Consider the following 15750-nt stretch of genomic DNA (forward strand, 5'->3'; position numbering starts at 1 on the left):
ACAGGGCGGCCGAGGCCGCGGCGGAGCGGGCGGCGGGAACGGCGCGCGCGGGGCCGGCGGCGGTGCGGCGGGCCGGTCCGGCGGTGCCGGACGGGGCGGCCAGGGCCGGCCCGGCGGCGGTGCGGGACGACCGGGCGGCTCCGGCCGGCCCGGCGGGTCCGGGTGGTCCGACGGCGGCGGGCGGTCCGGCGGCGCCGGGCGACCCTCCGGCCCCGGGCGGCCCTCGGGCGCCGGGCGGCCCTCGGGCGCCGGGCGGCCGTCGGGCGGCGGCTGGTCGGGCGGTGAGTCGCGCGGTGGTGCGCCCCGTGGCGGCGAGTCGCGTGGTGGCTGGTCGGGTGGTGAGTCGCGCGGTGGTGCGCCACGCGGCGGCGAGTCGCGTGGTGGCTGGTCGGGTGGTGAGTCGCGCGGTGGTGCGCCCCGTGGCGGCGAGTCGCGTGGTGGCTGGTCGGGTGGTGAGTCGCGCGGTGGTGCGCCCCGCGGCGGGGAGTCGCGCGGCGGCTGGCAGGGCGGCGAGTCCCGCGGCGGCGGTCAGGGCCGTCCCGGCGGTCCCTCGCGCGGCGCGGGCCCGTCCCGCGGTGCCGGCGCGTCCGGTGGCGGCTCCGGTCGTCCGCAGGGTGCGGGCTCGCGCGGTGCCGGCGGTCCCCGCAGCGGTGCCGGTCAGCGTGGCCCCGCCGGCGGTATCGGCCGTCCGGGGTCGCGGTGGCCGTCCGGTCCGACGCGCCCTGCTCCGCGCCGCACGGGCTCGGAGCCGACGGTCGACGTGCACGACCCCGAGGGCGTCCGCCTGCAGAAGGTGCTCGCCCAGGCGGGCCTCGGCTCGCGCCGCGCGTGCGAGGAGCTGATCGCGGCGGGTCGCGTCGAGGTCGACGGGCAGATCGTCCTGGAGCTCGGCGTGCGCGTCGACCCGAAGGCGTCGGTGATCCACGTCGACGGCCTGCGGCTGCAGCTCGACCAGAACGTCATCACCCTGGCGCTGAACAAGCCGCTGGGCGTCGTGTCGACCATGCACGACCCCGAGGGCCGGCCGTCGCTCGCGCAGTTCGTCGAGAACCGCGAGGAGCGGCTGTTCCACGTCGGGCGCCTGGACGCGGACTCCGAGGGCCTGATCCTGCTGACCAACGACGGCGAGCTGGCCAACCGGCTGTCGCACCCGTCCCACGGTGTCGCCAAGACGTACCTCGCGACGGTCGAGGGCCGCGTCTCCGGCGGGATCGGCACCCGGCTGCGCAAGGGCGTCGAGCTCGAGGACGGCGTCGTCGCGGTGGACTCGTTCCGGCTGGTCGACCAGACGCCGCAGGCGAGCATGGTCGAGATCGTGCTGCACGAGGGCCGCAACCGCGTCGTGCGCCGGCTGCTCGAGGAGGTCGGGCACCCCGTGACCCGCCTGCTGCGCACGCAGATCGGCCCGATCAAGCTGGGCGACCTCCGCCAGGGCCGCACCCGCGTGCTCGGCAAGGCGGAGGTCGGGTCGCTGATGACGTCGGCGGGCATGTGAGCACGTCCGCCACGACCGCCGCAGGTGCGGGCGGGGTCGCCACGCGCGGCCCCGTCCGCGTCGTCGGCACCGGGCTCCTCGGCGCGTCGGTGGGGCTCGCGCTGAGCACCCGCGGCGTCGAGGTGACCCTGCACGACCCGTCCCGGACGGCCCTGGCGCTGGCGCGCGACGTCGGCGCGGGCCGCCCGGCGGCGGACGGCGACGCGGAGCCCGCCCTGGTGCTGGTGGCCGCGCCGCCGGACGTGACGGCGGACGTGGTGCGCGCCGAGCTGGCCGCGCACCCCGGTGCGGTCGTCACGGACGTCGCCAGCGTCAAGGGGTACGTGCTGCGCGAGCTGCGCGCGGCGGGTGCCGACCTCACCCGGTACGTCGGGTCGCACCCGATGGCCGGGCGGGAGCGCTCGGGCCCGGCAGCGGCGGTGCCGGACCTGTTCGTGGGCCGCCCGTGGGTGGTCGTCGACTCGGGGGAGTCCCGGCCCGACGCCCTGCTCGCGGTGCGCGCGCTGGCGACCGACCTCGGCGGCGTGCCGGTGACGATGGACGCCGACGCGCACGACGCGGCGGTGGCGGCCGTGTCGCACGTGCCGCAGGTCGCCGCGAGCCTGGTGGCCGCGCGGCTGCGCGGCGCCGAGCCCGACGCCCTGGGGCTCGCCGGTCAGGGCCTGCGCGACGTGACGCGGATCGCGGCGTCGGACCCGGCGCTGTGGACGTCGATCCTCGCGGCGAACGCGGCGGCGGTGCGCGACGTCCTCGTGGGGCTGCGCACCGACCTGGACGAGGTGCTGGCGGCCCTCGACGGCGCGGCGCGCGCCACGGGCCCGGAGGACGTGGAGCTCGGCGCCCTCGCTCGGCTGGCCCGGCTGCTGGCCGACGGCAACGCCGGCGTGGCGCTGGTGCCCGGCAAGCACGGCGGCGCACCGCGCCGCTACGCGGTGACGACGGTGCTGGTCCCGGACCAGCCCGGCGAGCTCGGCCGGCTGCTGACGGACGTCGGCGCGGCGGGCGTGAACCTGGAGGACCTGCAGCTCGAGCACGCGGCGGGCCGACCCGCCGGCATGGCCGCGGTGTCGGTGGACCCTGCGCGCTCGGCGCACCTGGAGGCGGAGCTGACGGCCCGCGGATGGAGACTGGTGAGATGAGCACGCGCGACGAGCACGGGGTGCGCCCCGTGGTGGTGGCGGTCGACGGGCCCTCGGGCTCCGGCAAGTCGACGGTGTCCCGGCTGGTGGCCGAGCGCCTCGGCCTGGCGTACCTCGACACGGGCGCGATGTACCGCGCCGCGACCTGGTGGGCGCTGCACCGCGGCGTCCCGCTGACGGACACCGACGCGGTCGCGACGCTCGTGCGCGAGATGCCGCTGGTGATGGGCGTCGACCCCCGCGACCCCGGGGTGCACGTGGACGGGCACGACGTCGGCGCGGCGATCCGGGAGACCGCGATCTCCGCCGCGGTGAGCGCGGTCGCGACGAACCTCGAGGTGCGGGCGGAGCTCGGTCGCCGGCAGCGGGCCGAGATCGCGGCGCAGGCGGCGTCGTCGTCGTTCTCGGGCGGCCGCGGGATCGTCGCGGAGGGGCGGGACATCACGACGGTGATCGCGCCCGACGCCGACGTCCGGCTGCTGCTGATCGCCAGCGAGGAGGCCCGGCTGGCCCGGCGCGCCCGCGAGGTGCACGGCACGGCCGACGCCGCCGCGGTCGAGGCGACCCGCGACCAGGTGGTGCGCCGCGACGCCGAGGACTCGACGGTGTCCCAATTCCTGGTCGCCGCCGACGGCGTGGTGACGGTGGACTCCTCGGAGCTCGACCTGGACCAGACCGTCCAGGCGGTGCTCGACGTCGTGGCGCAGGCCACGTCCCTGCACGCGTGACCACGGCGGAGCCGCTCGGCGAGGTCCCGGCCTGGGCGCGCGCGATCGGGCGGGTCCTGGCGCACGGTGTCTGGGACACGCGTGTCGTCGGGGCGGAGCGCGTCCCGGCCACGGGCCCGGTGCTGTTCGCCGCGAACCACACCAGCGTGGTCGACGGGCCGATCCTCGAGGGGGTCACGCCGCGGCGGGTGCACATCCTGGTCAAGGAGGAGATGTTCACCGGCCCGGTCGGGATGGTGCTGCGCGGGGCGCGGCAGATCCCCGTGGACCGCGCCGGTGGCCGCTCCGCTCTGACCACGGCGCTCGGGGTGCTGCAGGCGGGCGGTGCGGTCGGGGTGTTCCCCGAGGGCAACCGGGGGCGCGGGGACGCGTCGTCGGCGCGCGCGGGCATCGCCTGGCTGGCGGTGAACGGGCACGCGCCGGTGGTCCCGGTCGCGATCCTCGGGACCCGGCGCACCGGCGAGTCCGTCGGGCACGTCCCGGGGCTGCGCCGACGCGTGCACGTCGAGCTGGGGGAGCCCGTCCGGCTCGAGCCGGTCGAGGGCCAGTCCCGCCGGGCCGCGGTCGTCGCGGCCACCGAGACCATCCGCCTGGCGCTGTCCGCGCTCGTCACGGAGGCCTCCGGGCGGGCCCGGATCACGCTGCCGACGGACTGACGCCGGGTCGCGGTCGATCGAGGGCCCGCCGTCGGGGACAATGGTGCCCATGCATGACAGCGAGCCGGCCCAGCCGACCACCACCGGACCCCTCGAGGACGAGGTCGTCGACCTCGCCGCGGAGGGCGCCGGCACCACGGAGGCCGAGCCGTTCGACGGCACCGACGTGACCACCGAGGCGGCGGACGACGCCACCCGCGAGCGCGCCCTGCGCGCGGGCCTCGAGGAGTACGACCTCGCCGAGGAGGACGTCGCGCTGCTCTCGGGCGACCTCGAGGACCTCGACGAGCTCGGCCAGCACGTCGTGCTGCCCGTGCTCGCCGTGGTCGGACGCCCGAACGTCGGCAAGTCGACGCTCGTGAACCGCATCCTCGGCCGCCGCGAGGCCGTCGTCGAGGACAAGCCGGGCGTCACCCGCGACCGCGTGTCGTACCCCGCGGAGTGGGCCGGCCGCCGGTTCACGCTGGTCGACACCGGCGGCTGGGAGGTCGACGTCGCCGGCATCGAGGCGCGCGTCGCCGAGCAGGCCGAGGTCGCGATCTCGCTGGCCGACGCCGTGCTGTTCGTCGTGGACGCCACCGTCGGGCCGACCGCGACCGACGAGCGCGTCGTGAAGCTGCTCCGCAGGTCCGGCAAGCCGGTCGTGCTGTGCGCCAACAAGGTCGACGGCCCGCGGGTCGAGGCCGACGCGTCCGAGCTGTGGAGCCTCGGCCTCGGCGAGCCGCACCCCGTCTCCGCGCTGCACGGCCGCGGCACCGGCGACCTGCTGGACGCGGCGATGGCCGCGCTGCCGCGCGTGTCCGCGCACGGCGCCGCCCGTCCGGGTGGTCCGCGGCGCGTCGCGCTGGTCGGTCGCCCGAACGTCGGCAAGTCCTCGCTGCTCAACAAGGTGCTCGGCACCGACCGCGTGGTCGTGGACGACGTCGCCGGCACCACCCGCGACCCGGTCGACGAGCTCGTCGAGCTCAAGGGCATCCCGTGGTGGTTCGTCGACACCGCCGGCATCCGTCGCCGCGTGCACCAGACGTCCGGCGCGGACTTCTACGCCTCGCTGCGCACCCAGGCCGCGATCGAGAAGGCCGAGGTGGCCGTCGTGCTCCTCGACGCCTCGCAGCCGCTGACCGAGCAGGACACGCGCGTGATCCAGCAGGTCATCGACGCAGGTCGCGCGCTGGTGATCGCGTACAACAAGTGGGACCTCATGGACGAGGACCGCCGCCCCTACCTGGAGCGGGAGATCGAGAAGGAGCTCGTCCAGATCACCTGGGCGCCGCGCGTCAACATCTCCGCCCGCACCGGGTGGCACACCGACCGCCTGGTGCCGGCGCTCACGCGGTCGCTCGAGTCGTGGGACACCCGCGTGCCGACCGGCAAGCTCAACGCGTTCCTCGGCGAGCTCGTCGCGGCGCACCCGCACCCGCTGCGCGGCGGCAAGCAGCCCCGCATCCTGTTCGCGACCCAGGCCTCGACGCGGCCGCCGCGGTTCGTGATCTTCGCGTCCGGGTTCCTCGAGGCCGGGTACCGGCGGTTCATCGAGCGTCGCCTGCGCGAGACGTTCGGGTTCGAGGGCACGCCGATCTCCATCTCCGTGCGCGTCCGGGAGAAGCGCAAGCGGTGAGCCGCGAGGCCGCGCGGCGTCCCGGCGGGGGTGCGGTCGGGCCGCGCGCGGCCCGGCGGTCGCCGGTGCTCGTGCTCGGGCTGCCGCGCGACCCCGCGGGGCCCCGGCACGTCGCCGGGTTCCTGGCCGTCACCGTGCTGACGGTGCTGGTGACGCGCGGTCTGCTCGCGCTGTCCGGCTACCCCCAGGTCGGGGGCGGCGGCCTGCACGTCGCGCACGTCCTCTGGGGCGGCCTGCTGATGGCCCTGGCGGTGGTCGGCGCGCTGTCCTGGGCCGGGCCGGTGGTGCGCCCGTTGGCGGCGCTGGTCGGCGGGATCGGGTTCGGGCTGTTCATCGACGAGATCGGCAAGTTCGTCACGTCGGACAACGACTACTTCTTCGAGCCCACGGCGTCGCTGATCTACGTGGTGGTCGTGTTCCTGGTCCTGCTCGGCGAGGCGATCCACGGCCGCCGGGCGCGGGACCCGCACGAGACGCTGGCCGCCGCGGCGGACCTCGCGGTCGCGGGGCTGGCGGGCGGGTTCTCGACCCGCGCCCGCCGGCACGCGCGCGAGCTGGCGCAGGCGGCGGGCGACGTCCGGGGCGCCGCGGAGGTGCGCGCGCTGCTCGACGTGGTCGAGGACGACGCGCGCGAGCTGCCGGACCCGATCAGCGCGGTCTCGCAGGCCGTGGTGACGGTGTCGCGCCGTGTCGTGCGGGTCCGCTGGCTGCCGCGGGTGACCGTGGCGGTGCTCGCCGTCGCGACGCTCTACACGGTCGGCCGGGGCGTGGTGCTGATCGCGCAGGGTGCGGACCTGCCGTGGTGGGCCGAGGTCGGGATGATCGCGAGTGGTGCGCTGGCGCTGGTCTGCGCGGCCGTCGGGCTGCGGCTGGTCGGGACGGACCGGCGGCGCGGGTACGAGTGGTTCCGCCGTGCGGTCCTGGTGAACCTGCTGCTGACCCAGATCTTCCTGTTCCGGATCGACCAGTGGAGCGCCGTGTCCGGGCTCGTGGTCGACCTGCTGCTGCTGGGCCTGGTCGCGGCCGAGCTCGACGTGCTGCGGGGCCGCGACGACGGCGACGGCAGCGCGGCCGAGGAGGCGGCGCGCGCCACGGAGCCGGCCGCGACCGACCGCTGAGCCGTCCGGTCCGCGACCCTCGCCCGTCCCAGTGGCTGGACGCGTGCCCGGGATGAGATGCGACTGAGATACATGTAGTCACCATGAACACGCTCACGCCGCCCGCCGCGGAGTCCGCCTACGCCCACGTGAAGGACGCGCTGCTGTCCGGGCGCCTGCCGGCGGGGGAGATGCTGAGCGAGGGCGACGTCGCCGCCGAGCTCGGGATCAGCCGCACGCCGGTCCGCGAGGCGTTCCTCCGGCTGGCTGCCGAGGGCTGGCTGCGGCTGTTCCCGCGGCGCGGCGCCCTGGTGGTGCCCGTCGCCCCGGGCGAGGCCGAGGCGGTCGTCGACGCCCGGCTGCTGCTCGAGGGGCACGCGGTCGAGGTCGCCGTCGCGACCCCGGACACGCGCGACGCGCTCGTCGCCGGGCTGCGCGCCCTCCTCGACCGGCAACGGGCCGCGGTCCGCGCCGGCGACCTCGACGCCTACGCCGAGCACGACAGCGCGTTCCACCTCGCCCTCGTCGCCGCGGGCGGCAACGCGGTGCTCACGGAGTTCGCCGCCACGCTGCGCGAGCGCCAGCGGCGGATGATCGCGCTGTCCGTCGGGGCGGCGGGGGAGCGGGCGCCCGGGTTCGTCGCCGAGCACGAGGCGCTGGTCGCCGCCGTCGAGGCCGGCGACGCAGCGGGCTTCCGGACCGTGCTGCGCGCGCACCTGCACGACGCGCACCTCCCGGGCGCGGGCCGGTGACCGCCGTGACCGCCGACGCGGCCGCTGCGACGCCGGGCGCCGGCACCACGACCCCCGGCGCCCGCACCTGGCTGCGGGTCGGGGCGCTGATGTGCGCGGTCGCGTGGGGCGGCAACGAGTTCACGCCGCTGCTGGTGATGTACCGCGAGGTCAGCCACCTGTCCGCACTCACCGTGAACGTGCTGCTCGCCGCGTACGTGCTCGGGATCGTGCCCGCGCTGCTGGTCGGCGGTCCGCTGTCCGACCGGTACGGCCGCCGGCCGCTGCTGCTGCCCGCCGCGCCGCTCGGGATCGTGGGGTCGCTGGTGCTCGCCCTCGGCCCCGCGTCGGTGCCCGCGCTGGCCGCGGGGCGGGTGCTCTCGGGGCTCGCCCTCGGGCTCGTGATGGCCGTGGGCACGACCTGGGTCGCGGAGCTGTGCGCGGCGGCAGGCGAACCACGTGCCGGGGCGCGCCGCGCGTCGCTCGCGCTCACCGCCGGGTTCCTGGTCGGCGCCGGGCTCGCCGGGGTGCTCGCGCAGTGGGGCCCGTGGCGCACCGGCACCCCCTACCTCGTGCACGCGGTCGTGACCGTCGTCGCCGGCCTGGGGGTGCTGGCGGTCCCGGAGACCCGCCGACCGACCGGCGACCGGGGTCGGCTGCGGGACGACCTGCGCGTCCCGGCCGTCGCGCACCGGCGGTTCCTGCGCGTCGTGCTGCCGCTCGCGCCCTGGGTGTTCGGGGCCGTGGGGTCCGCGTACGCGGTGCTGCCCGGCCTGATGCGCGAGCACGCCGGCGGCATGCCGATCGCGTTCTCCGCGCTGCTCACCGTGGTCACCCTCGCCGTCGGGTTCGGCGTGCAGACCCTCGGCCGGCTGGTCGACACGCACCGCAGCGCCCGCGCGTCGGTCGTGGCGCTGGTCATCCTCGTGGTCGGCATGGGGCTCGCCGCGTGGGCGTCCCGCACGCTGGCGCTGCCGGTCGTGCTGCTCGCCGCCGCGGTCCTCGGCGCCGGGTACGGGCTCGCGCTGGTCGCCGGGCTGTCCGAGGTGCAGCGCATCGCGACGCCCTCCGACCTCGCCGGGCTCACCGCCGTCTACTACTCGGCCGCGTACCTCGGGTTCTTCGTCCCGGCGGTCCTCGCGTGGCTCTCCACGCGGTGGGCCTACCCGCAGATGTTCGTCGCCGGGGTCGGGGTCGCCGGGGTCTGCCTGGTGGTGGTCGCCGCCGCGTGGCGCGCCCACCTGCCGGTGGGGGACGAGGCAGCCCTGCGGATGCGGTAGAGTTTCCGAGGCTCCTGCGGGGGCCACCGAGGTCCTTCCGAGGACCATCGGGCTGTGGCGCAGCTTGGTAGCGCACTTGACTGGGGGTCAAGGGGTCGCAGGTTCAAATCCTGTCAGCCCGACACATCGTGTCGCAGGTCAGAGGCCGTTTCCGGAACACCGGAGGCGGCCTTCTCCCTGTCCGGGGTGGCTCAGTGCTCGCGCGCGTCTCGGCCCGCGTACGGTGGAGCGGCCGCGGGCGGTCCGCCCGTCGGCGTCGCGCTCGGGGTGCGGAGGCTCACGTGGTGGTGTCGGGGTTCTGGCTGAAGCGGGCGACCTCAGCGGAGTTCGAGGCCGTGTACGACGCGGCCACCTGGCCGACGTACGCCGACGACCGCGGGCGGACCCTGCTCCCGGACGCGCTGACGAACCGGGACCCGGCGACCCGTGCGCTCATGGTGCGTCGGCTGGTGGACGACGGTGCGGACGCCGCCGTGGTCCTGGACGAGGGCTACACGGTGCTGCACGTCCTGCTGGGGCAGCGCGCCCGGGACCCGGAGGTCGACCCGGGGCTGGTGCGGCACCTGATCGCCGCCGGCGCCGACCCGAACCGGGAGGCGGGTCGGCACCTGCGCCGGCCCGTCGAGGAGGTCGACCACCCGAAGCTCTCGCCTGCCGAGCACGAGCCGTACTACCGGGCCTTCTTCGACCAGCCCGGCCTGGAGCTCCTCGACCCCGGCCGCCGCGGCCGCTCGGTCCTGGACGCGGCGCGGCTGCACCGGTTCCGGCGGCCGCAGCTCTTCGAGCACGTGATGGCGTACCTGGAGCGGATGGACGCGGTCCCGGTCGGGGAGCCGCTGACGCAGACCGCGACCTGGCAGCGGCTGGACGAGGTCCTGGCGGTGTACTCCGCCCCGGACGCGACCTCGGTCGAGCCGGGCAGCGGCGACACCCTGCTGCACGCGGTGCTCCGCAACCCGGACCTGGACGCGCGCACCGAGCTCGTGCCGCGGCTGCTCGCGGACGGGGCGGACGTCACGGTGCGCAACCGGGCCGGGGAGACCCCGCTGCACCTCGCGCTCGACCGCTCGGGCGACCGGGACCCGGTGCGCGACGCCGGCGTGGTCGCGGCGCTGCTGGCCGCGGGGGCCGACGGCAACGCGCAGCAGGCCGACGGCGCCGTGCCGCTGACGTTGCTCGCCGGACAGGGGAACGCCCCGGAGGACCGGCTCGGGCCGCTGTACGACGCGCTGCTGGCCGCGCCGGGCCTCGACACCTCGGTCGTCGTCGCGAAGGGGCGGACCGTGCTCGACGTGCTGCGCACCGCGCGCCCGCCGCGACCGGTGCTGCTCGCCCGCGCGGAGGCGCTGGGGGCGTGACGCCCGCTCGCGCACCGTCGCCGTCACGGTCCTGCGCGGTTCATCCCCCGGGTCGTGCCCTGTCGACGGGCGCCGGTGCGGGCTGGTACGCCCCCTCGGCGCGGATGCCCTGGGCGATGAGCCGGCTGATGTCCCGCAGCTGCCGGTTCTGGGCCGGGGTGAGGCGGTCCAGCACCAGCCGGCGCACGTGGCGGACGTGCCCCGGGCCCGCCTCCTCGGCGGTGCGCCGGCCCGCGGCGGTGAGCACGGCGAGGGTGAACCGTCCGTCCGCGGGGTCGGGCGTCCGGCGGAGCCACCCCCGCGACTCGAGCCGGGTCGCGGCGCGGGACAGCCGGGACAGCGAGCTGTTCGCGTAGTCCGCGAGCACGCTCATCCGCAACGTGCCCTCGGGGGCCCGGTCCAGGGCGTAGAGGATCCCGTACTCGAAGTGCGTGAGGCCGGCGTCCCGCTGCAGCTGGGCGTCGAGGGCCGGCGGCAGCCACTCCAGGACGGTCGCGAGGGCGGACCACGTCTCCAGGTCCTCCCCGGTCAGCTCGGCGGCGGTCTGCGGATCCGTCATGGGGCCAGCGTAGTCCGTTCACTTGATCGGGAAAGTCATCGCCACCTACGATGACTTGACTGAGCAAGTGAATGCGGCCTCGCGAGGTCGCCGGAGGAGGACGCGTGGATCTGGGACTAGCAGGCAAGCGGGCGTTCGTGAGCGGGTCGACGCAGGGCATCGGGTTCGCCATCGCGCAGGCCCTGCTGCGCGAGGGCGCGGAGGTCGTCGTCAACGGGCGCGACCAGGACCGGGTGCGCAGCGCGGTCGACCGGCTGCGCGGGGAGGTGCCCGAGGCGGTCGTCTCCGGCATCCCCGCGGACTTCGCGGACGCCGCGCAGGTCGAGGACCTCCTCGACCGGCTGGGCGACGTCGACGTCCTGGTGAACAACGTGGGCGTCTTCGACGTGGCGCCGTTCGACCGGATCACGGACGCCGACTGGCGGCGGTACCTGGACGTCAACCTCATGAGCGGCGTCCGGCTCACCCGTCGGCTGCTCGGCCCGATGCTGGCCCGCGGCTGGGGTCGGGTGCTGCTCATCAGCAGCGAGTCGGGGGTGGACGTCCCCGCGGACATGACGCACTACGGCGTGACCAAGGCCGGGATGATCGCGCTCGGCAACGGCCTGGCCAAGATGACCCGCGGGACCGGCGTCACGGTGAACACCGTCCTCGGCGGGCCGACGTACTCGGACGGCGTCGCGGGGACCGTCGCCGGGTTCGCCCGCGCCCAGGGCGTCCCGGAGGAGCAGCTCAAGGGCGACCTCGCCGCCGCGCGCACCACCTCGCTGCTGCAGCGGTTCCTCGAGCCGGAGGAGGTCGCCGCCCTCGTCGTGTACCTCGCGAGCCCGCGCGCGTCGGCGACGAACGGTGCCGCGCTGCGGGCCGACGGCGGGGTGCTCACGACGCTGCTGTGAGGCGGCGGGGCCTCGCGCGGGGTCGCGTGCGGACGCAGCACCGACGTCGGGCGGGGGCTGGTCGCGACCGCCTCCGCCAGCCCCGGAGGCGCCCTCTCCTCACCCCGGAGCGGGCTCGTGCCGGCCCGGCCCGATCCGGACGACGGCGTTGCCGCGCTTGTGGCCGGTGTCCGCCAGGCGGTGGGCGTCGGCGATGTCGTCGAGGTCCACGGTGGTCTCGCGGACCGGCTGGTAGTGCCCAGCGTCGACGAGGTGGACGAGGTGGGCCAGGTCCTCGGCGCGGTAGGTGCCGGGGGTGGTGACGACCGGGTGACCGGTGCGGCGGCTGTGCCACGGGGCGGACAGCAGGCCGGCGAGGTCGGCGACGACGAGCAGCAGCGCACCGCCCGGGGCGAGGAGGTGCCGCACGCGGGTGAACGGGGCGTTGCCCACGCAGTCGACGACGACGTCGTAGGTGGCCTCGTGCGTGGTGAAGTCGTCGGTGCGGTAGTCCACGACGCGGTCGGCGCCGAGGCGGGTCACCAGGTCGGCGTTGGCTCCGCTGCAGACCGCGGTGACGTGCGCGCCGGCGGCCTCGGCGAGCTGCACCATCGCGGTCCCGACGGCCCCGGACGCGCCGTTGACGAGGACCCGCCCACCCGGTGGGAGGGCGACCTGGCGCAGGAAGGCGCGCGCTGTGATGCCGCCGAAGACGAGCGTGACGGCGTCCACGGGACCCAGCGTCGCCGGCGCGGCGGTGACAGCGGCGTCCTGGTCGACGACGGCGTACTCCGCATGGCCGCCGAACGCGGCGCCGAGCATCGCGATGACGTCGTCGCCCACGCGGAAGCGGGTGACGCCCGCGCCGGCGGCCACGACGGTGCCGGCGATGTCCATGCCGAGGACAGGACGCCTCGGGCGCCGGACGCCCAGGGCCAGGGCGCTGGGCAGCCGCAGGCCGGCGGGGACGTCGAGGCTGCGCGCACGGCGGTCGGCGGCGCTCACCGTCGAGGCGTGCACCCGGACCAGGACGTCGCGGTCCCCGATCGTGGGGACGGGGACGTCCTCGACGCGGACGACGTCCGGGCCGCCGAAGCGGCGGTACGTCGCGGCCCTCACCGGGTCACCGCCGGGGACGGCGCCGGGGTCGCGACCGGCACGGCCAGGATCGGTACGGGCCGGAAGCCCGTGGCCACCGTGTCCTTCGGTCGAGGTCGCCGGCCGGGTGGTGTGCGCATGCTGCTCGTCCTGCCTGTCGAGATGCGGAGTCCTCGCACGCTAGGCAGGGCGTGGGTGGGTGCGGATCACCATGCTGGGTGAGTCGGGTGGTGATCACCGGTGGTGATCCCGGACGACGGGGACGGCGTCGGAGCGACCTGCTAGCGGGGGTCGCCCCCGGCGACGCCGAGGAACCCGAGCTCCCGCGCGCGCCGGACCGCGGCCCGGCGGCTCGTGACGCCCAGCTTGGCGTAGATGCTCTTGGTGTGGGTCCGCACGGTGTTGATGCTCACGACCAGCTCCCGCGCGATCTCGGGTCCGCCGAGGTCCGAGGCGAGCAGCCGGACGACGTCCAGCTCGCGTGCGGTGAGCGCCTCGACGGGGGTCCGTGGCGGCGCGACCGGGAGAGCGGCCCGCCCGCGCGCCCCGGCGGGAGCCGTCCCCCGGGCGACGGCGAGGACGTGACGGGTGTGGTCGGGCGCGTCGGCGCGCCTCGCCAGGTGCTGGAGCAGCACGAGCACCGGGGTGCCCTCGTCCAGGAACACCCGCACGAAGCCGTGCGCTGCCGCGAGCTCGACGGCCCGGGCCAGGGCGGCGAGCGCTGCGCGGTCCTCGCGGGCGGCCTGGAGGGCGAGGGCACGGAGCGCGAGGATCTCGACGACGCTGCCGGTGCGGCCGCCGTCGAGCGCGGCCACCTCCAGTCGCCCGAGGAGGGCGACGGTGTCGTCGAGGTGATCCACCTGGCCCGCGCGTGCTCGTGCCAGGTGGAGACGCACGAGGGTGAGGTGCTCGTACTCCCGCAGGTACGACGGGGCGTCCTGCGTGCCCACGCCCGCGCCGCGTGCCCAGGCGGCGACGGACCCCAGGTCGCCCTGGACGAGGTGCAGCCGCGCCCGGACGGCCGGCAGCGGGCGCACGTCGGGGGAGAAGTCGGTGGTGAAGACCCCCTCCGCCTCGCCGATCAGTTGCAGCGCCGCAGGGACGTCACCCTGGGCCGCGCGGACGCGGGCGGACTCGAGCCGCCACCGGTAGGCGTTCTGCGGCAGCCCCGCGTGCTCGCCGAGCTCCTGAGCGGCCTCGAGGTGCGCGACCGCTCCGGTGAGGTCGCCCGTCTCGGTGAGGACGCGGGCGAGGCCCACGTGCAGGTCGCCGGTACCTCGCAGCGGCGGGTCCGGGGTCGTTCCGAGGCGCAGACCCTCCTCGAAGGTCGTGCGCGCGTCGTCCAGCCGCCCCGCGGTCTGCTGGATGTCCGCCAGCGCCAGGGAGCACCCCAGGGCGTCGGAGAGGTTCCCGGCCCGGCGGAGGTGGCCGATGGCGTCGTGGTACAGCCGCTCGGCCGCCGCGAGCTCGCCGCGGTGCCAGTGGGCGAGTCCCAGCAGACCGGACGCGCTTCCCCTCAGCACGTGGTCGTCCTCCCGGACGAGGTCCAGCACGCGCCGGGCGTGCTCGATCGTCCCGGTGACATCGCCGGTGAGCAGGGTGCGGGCCGCGCGGTAGACCGCCACGCCGCCCGGCAGCTGCGCGAACGCCTCGCGGTCGACCACGACCGGGTGCTCCGCGACGTCCGCGGGGTCGCGGTCGTCCGCGGTGAGCCAGTGCCCGATCTCCGTGAGGCGGCGGTCGACCTCCGCGATCTCGCCGCGGGCCATGAGCGCGGCGACGTACCCGAGGTGGAGCACGGGCCGCAGCCGCAGGACCTCGTCGGGGATCGCCGCCATCCGCGCCCGCACCGTCGCCTCCCGCCGGTCCCGGGTCAGCGCGCGGACGGCGACCTCCAGCAGGTCCGCTGCGCGCTCGACGTCCCCGGCCTCCAGGGCGTGACGGAAGGCCTCGTCCGGGTCGCCGTGCGTCTCGTACCAGCGACTGGCCCGGGCGTGGAGGTCCACGACCAAGCCGGGCTCCTCGTCGAGGAGCCGCGCGCGCAGCACGTCGCCGAACAGGTGGTGGTAGCGGTAGGCGTGGCGACGGTCGTCGAGCGGGACGACGAAGAGGTTGTCGCGTTCGAGTGCGGCCAGGACCGCCCGCGAGCCTCCCTGGTCGACGACGGCGTCGCACAGGGACGCCTCCATCCGGGCGAGGACGCTGGTCCGCAGGAGGAACCGGCGGACCGGTTCCGGCTGTCGGGACAGGACCTCCTCGACCAGGTAGTCGACGACGAACCGGTCGTCGCCTGCGAACCCCGCGATGAAACCGGGCAGGTCGGGGCGGTCGCGCATCGACAGCGCGGCGAGCTGCAGCGCGGCGATCCACCCCTCCGTCCGGTCCTCGAGCAGCGCGACGGCGTCGGCGTCCAGACCGAGACCGCTCACGTCCCCGAGGTAGGTCGTCGCCTCCCCGAGGGTGAAGCGCAGGTCGTCGGCACGGATCTCGAGCAGGTCGCCGCCGGCGCGCCGGCGGGCGAGCGGCAGCGCCGGGTCGCTGCGGCCCGCGATGACGACGTGCACCCGGTCGGGCAGGCGCTCGAGGAACACCGCCAGGTGGTCACGCACCTCCGGCGAGGTGACGGTGTGCGCGTCGTCCAGGACCACGACGAGGTCCTGGTCGAGGGTGGCGAGGTCGTTCAGCAGCACCGCCAGCACCGCGTCCGTCGAGGACCGCCCCGCGGTCAGCAGGTCGTGCGCGCGGGCGGCCACCTGCGGCCGGACGACGTGCACGGCGGCGACCACGTACCGCCAGAACACGACGGGGTCGTCGTCCGAGGCGTCCAGCGACACCCAGGCGGCCCCGCCCGCCGTCGGCTGCGTCGCGAGCCACTGGGTCAGCAGCGTCGTCTTGCCGAACCCGGCGGGCGCGGACACGACCGTCAGCGGCGTGCGGGTGGCGTCGGCCAGCCGCTGCAGGAGCCGGGGGCGGTCGACGGCGTCGCGGCGCTGCCGGGGCGCGCGGATCTTGCCGTCGAGCACGATGTCGGTCATCGCCGTCTCCCGTCAGCCCTGGTGAGCGCGCCTCGCACCGCCTCGCACCGCCTCTCTCCGCCTCACCGAGCCGACGCGCTG

13 protein-coding genes and 1 tRNA gene are annotated in these 15750 nt (G+C 76.4%); 11 read left to right on the forward strand and 3 right to left on the reverse strand.

Features of this window, described 5'->3' with window-relative positions; genetic code table 11:
* Positions 1-760 precede the first annotated feature (760 nt).
* From ACFVXN_RS05470 to ACFVXN_RS05515, 10 genes are all read left to right on the forward strand, one after another.
* Positions 761-1495, forward strand: coding sequence for a pseudouridine synthase (locus ACFVXN_RS05470; RefSeq protein ID WP_389228529.1), 735 nt, complete (start codon positions 761-763; stop codon positions 1493-1495).
* Positions 1492-2634: a prephenate dehydrogenase gene (locus tag ACFVXN_RS05475; RefSeq protein ID WP_389228532.1), complete on the forward strand. Its 1143-nt coding sequence runs from the start codon at positions 1492-1494 to the stop codon at positions 2632-2634. Before ACFVXN_RS05470 ends, ACFVXN_RS05475 begins: the two co-directional genes overlap by 4 nt.
* On the forward strand, positions 2631-3362 hold the full coding sequence (cmk, locus tag ACFVXN_RS05480; RefSeq protein ID WP_389228535.1) for a (d)CMP kinase: 732 nt from the start codon (positions 2631-2633) through the stop codon (positions 3360-3362). The genes ACFVXN_RS05475 and cmk overlap by 4 nt, the downstream gene beginning before the upstream one ends.
* A complete protein-coding gene (locus ACFVXN_RS05485) occupies positions 3359-4018 on the forward strand; it encodes a lysophospholipid acyltransferase family protein (RefSeq protein WP_389228538.1) in 660 nt (219 codons plus the stop codon). Before cmk ends, ACFVXN_RS05485 begins: the two co-directional genes overlap by 4 nt.
* A gap of 49 nt (positions 4019-4067) precedes the next feature.
* Complete coding sequence (gene der, locus ACFVXN_RS05490; RefSeq protein ID WP_389228541.1) at positions 4068-5636, forward strand: ribosome biogenesis GTPase Der; 1569 nt, start codon at positions 4068-4070, stop codon at positions 5634-5636.
* Positions 5633-6754 (forward strand): hypothetical protein, encoded by a 1122-nt coding sequence (locus ACFVXN_RS05495; protein WP_389228544.1) that lies wholly within the window; start codon positions 5633-5635, stop codon positions 6752-6754. The genes der and ACFVXN_RS05495 overlap by 4 nt, the downstream gene beginning before the upstream one ends.
* 83 nt (positions 6755-6837) lie before the next feature.
* Entirely contained in the window at positions 6838-7485 is a 648-nt protein-coding gene (locus tag ACFVXN_RS05500) for a GntR family transcriptional regulator (RefSeq protein ID WP_389228547.1), read from the forward strand.
* Positions 7482-8744, forward strand: a complete 1263-nt coding sequence (locus ACFVXN_RS05505) for an MFS transporter (RefSeq protein ID WP_389228552.1) — start codon at positions 7482-7484, stop codon at positions 8742-8744. The genes ACFVXN_RS05500 and ACFVXN_RS05505 overlap by 4 nt, the downstream gene beginning before the upstream one ends.
* A 48-nt stretch (positions 8745-8792) precedes the next feature.
* Positions 8793-8866: transfer RNA gene (locus tag ACFVXN_RS05510), tRNA-Pro, on the forward strand.
* A gap of 162 nt (positions 8867-9028) precedes the next feature.
* Complete coding sequence (locus ACFVXN_RS05515) at positions 9029-10102, forward strand: hypothetical protein (RefSeq protein ID WP_389228555.1); 1074 nt, start codon at positions 9029-9031, stop codon at positions 10100-10102.
* 40 nt (positions 10103-10142) lie between these two features.
* Here ACFVXN_RS05515 and ACFVXN_RS05520 read toward each other — a convergent pair whose 3' ends face one another.
* The gene (locus ACFVXN_RS05520) at positions 10143-10661 is read right to left on the reverse strand and encodes a MarR family winged helix-turn-helix transcriptional regulator (protein ID WP_389228558.1); all 519 of its coding nucleotides are present in this window, start codon (positions 10659-10661) and stop codon (positions 10143-10145) included.
* Between the two features lie 104 nt (positions 10662-10765).
* Here ACFVXN_RS05520 and ACFVXN_RS05525 point away from each other — a divergent pair, with 104 nt between their 5' ends.
* On the forward strand, positions 10766-11557 hold the full coding sequence (locus tag ACFVXN_RS05525; RefSeq protein ID WP_389228561.1) for an SDR family NAD(P)-dependent oxidoreductase: 792 nt from the start codon (positions 10766-10768) through the stop codon (positions 11555-11557).
* A gap of 99 nt (positions 11558-11656) precedes the next feature.
* Here ACFVXN_RS05525 and ACFVXN_RS05530 read toward each other — a convergent pair whose 3' ends face one another.
* Both ACFVXN_RS05530 and ACFVXN_RS05535 read right to left on the reverse strand, forming a co-directional pair.
* Positions 11657-12655, reverse strand: coding sequence for an NAD(P)-dependent alcohol dehydrogenase (locus ACFVXN_RS05530; protein WP_389228565.1), 999 nt, complete (start codon positions 12653-12655; stop codon positions 11657-11659).
* Between the two features lie 260 nt (positions 12656-12915).
* Positions 12916-15669, reverse strand: coding sequence for a LuxR C-terminal-related transcriptional regulator (locus ACFVXN_RS05535; RefSeq protein ID WP_389228568.1), 2754 nt, complete (start codon positions 15667-15669; stop codon positions 12916-12918).
* Positions 15670-15750: the final 81 nt, after the last annotated feature.

Origin of the sequence: Cellulomonas sp. NPDC058312 (assembly GCF_042880135.1) — a bacterium.
Taxonomy (GTDB): Bacteria; Actinomycetota; Actinomycetes; order Actinomycetales; family Cellulomonadaceae; genus Cellulomonas.